2 protein-coding genes are annotated in these 2,415 nt (G+C 66.0%); one reads left to right on the top strand and one right to left on the bottom strand.

Features of this window, described 5'->3' with window-relative positions; genetic code table 11:
* Positions 1-188: 188 nt before the first annotated feature.
* A complete protein-coding gene (locus AC1DJN_RS21555; RefSeq protein WP_088101378.1) occupies positions 189-1,613 on the bottom strand; it encodes a sugar porter family MFS transporter in 1,425 nt (474 codons plus the stop codon).
* A 185-nt stretch (positions 1,614-1,798) separates the two neighbouring features.
* Here AC1DJN_RS21555 and fdxA point away from each other — a divergent pair, with 185 nt between their 5' ends.
* Positions 1,799-2,122, top strand: coding sequence for a ferredoxin FdxA (gene fdxA / locus AC1DJN_RS21550; protein ID WP_005409054.1), 324 nt, complete (start codon positions 1,799-1,801; stop codon positions 2,120-2,122).
* Positions 2,123-2,415 lie beyond the last annotated feature (293 nt).

The raw sequence follows: 2,415 nt of genomic DNA, 5'->3' as shown, positions 1-2,415 counted from the left end.
GCCCGGACGCGCTTGCGTGTGTCCGCCACCCGCGATCTGTCGAGAGGCTGCAGGCCAGCCGCTCCAGGACCGTTGGCGCCATGGATGGCGCCATCGAGCCCCCATGGATGGGTATACGGCGTGTCCTGGAGCGGCTGGCCTGCCGCCTCCCCTCGGAACAGGGAGGCGCTGAAACTCAGGCCAAGCCATCAGCCTTCCATCTGCTCCAGCTCTTTGCCCTTGGTCTCGCGCACGTAGCGGACGACGAAGATGATCGAGAGGATCGCGGCCACGGTGTAGATGCCGTACGCACCGGCCAGGCCGATGCCGGCCAGCAGCATCGGGAAGGTCACGGTGATCGCGAAATTYGAGGTCCACTGCGCCGCACCGGCCACGGCCAACGCCGGGCCGCGGATCTGGTTCGGGAACATCTCGCCCAGCATCACCCACATCACCGGGCCCCACGACATGTTGAAGAACACCACATAGACGTTGGCCGCTACCAGCGCCAACCGGCCCATGCCGTCGGACAGCTGCAGGCGCCCCTCGGCCAGGCTGCCGCTGGCGAAGGCCACCACCATCAGCACCAGGGCCACCGACATGCCGACCGAACCGACCCACAGCAGCGGCTTGCGGCCGATGCGATCGATCAGCACCACCGTCAGCAGGCAGGCGCCGATGCTCAGCGCACCGGACAGGACGTTGATCAGCAGCGCATCGCTTTCCGAGAAACCCACCGCCTGCCACAGCACCGCGCCGTAATAGAACACCACATTGATGCCGACCAGCTGCTGGAACATCGCCAGGCCGATGCCGACCCAGACGATGGGGCGCAGCTTGCCGGTGGCCTTGTTGATCAGGTCGCCGAATCGCGGCTTGTGCTGGTCCTGGGCCAGGCTTGCTTCGATCTCGGCCTGCTTGTTCACCGCGGCACGTTCGCCGTACAACCGGCCAAGCACCGCCCTCGCCTGCGCCTGCCGGCCCTTCATCACCAGGAAGCGCGGGCTTTCCGGGATCACCAGCAACAACAGCAGGAACAGCAGCGACGGCAGTGCCTGCATCCAGAACATCCAGCGCCAGGCTTCCTGCCCCAGCCAGAGCGGCTCGGTCGACGCACCCGCCGCCCGAGCCAGCAGATAGTTGCTGAGGAACGCTGCGAACAGGCCGCAGATGATCGCCATCTGCTGCACGGTCGCCAGCCGGCCGCGATAGCGCGCAGAGGCGACTTCGGCGATGTAGGCCGGCGACATCACGCTGGCCGCACCGACAGCGAACCCGCCGAGCACGCGTGCGCAGACGAACAACCAGGAGGCATGTGCAGCGCCGGCGCCCAGCGCCGACACCAGGAACATCACGGCCGCCACGATCAGCACGCCGCGACGTCCCAGCCGATCGCCAAGCCAACCGGCCACGAACGCCCCGATCGCGCACCCCAGCAGCATCGAGGCGACCTCGAAGCCGAGCGCGGCCTCGCTGGAGTTGAAGGCCTGGCGCAGGCCATCGACGGTGCCATTGATGACGCCACTATCGAAGCCGAACAGGAACCCGCCGAGGGTGGCGGCGCAACTGATCAGGACGATGAAGGCAGTGTTCTCACCGCCGTTGGAAGCGGCACCGGGCTGGACTGGCGACATGAAGGATCCTGCAAGGAAGGGGCCGACCGAAGCGGGCCGGCGGCCCTGGCAGCGTCGCACAGGGCGGGCACGCCGCCAAATGGGTCTTCGGGCCACCCATCCGCCCCACTTTCACACGGCAACCGACACCGGGGGCCAACCTGTTCTAGAATTGGCAGGTTCAGAAAGCGATTCGCCCCCTACCCATGCCATTTGTCGTCACCGAAAACTGCATCAAGTGCAAACACACCGATTGCGTGGAAGTGTGTCCCGTGGATTGCTTCCACGAAGGCCCGAACTTCCTGGTGATCGACCCGGACGAGTGCATTGACTGCACCCTCTGCGAACCCGAGTGCCCGGTCAACGCGATCTTCCCGGAAGACGATGTTCCCGCCGGCCAGGAAGGTTTCGTCGCCCTCAATGCAGAACTGGCGAAGGAATGGCCGGTGCTGACCGTGCGCAAGGACCCGCCGGCCGACGCCGGTGAGTGGGATGGCAAGCCGGACAAGCTGAAGCTGCTGGAGCGCTGAGGCGCAGGCACCATGGCTCTGGTAGCTGCCAACCTTGGTTGGCACAAAAGCGCCGGCCAAGGTCGGCCTCTACCACGGCAGGTGCGAACCAGCAGGCAATGAAAAGGGCGCCCAAGGCGCCCTTTTCCGTTCTGGCCTTGGTAGCTGCCAACCTTGGTTGGCGCAAAGGCGCCGACCAAGGTCGGCCCCTACCACGGCAGGTGCGAACCCGCAGGCAATGAAAAGGGCGCCCAGGGCGCCCTTTTCCGTTCTGGCCCTGGTAGCTGCCAACCTTGGTTGGCACAAAGGCGCCG

This window comes from Stenotrophomonas sp. 05L414_2 (assembly GCF_056397905.1).
The sequence above is the reverse complement of the archived record's forward strand: the minus strand, read 5'-3'. Positions and strand labels throughout refer to the sequence as shown.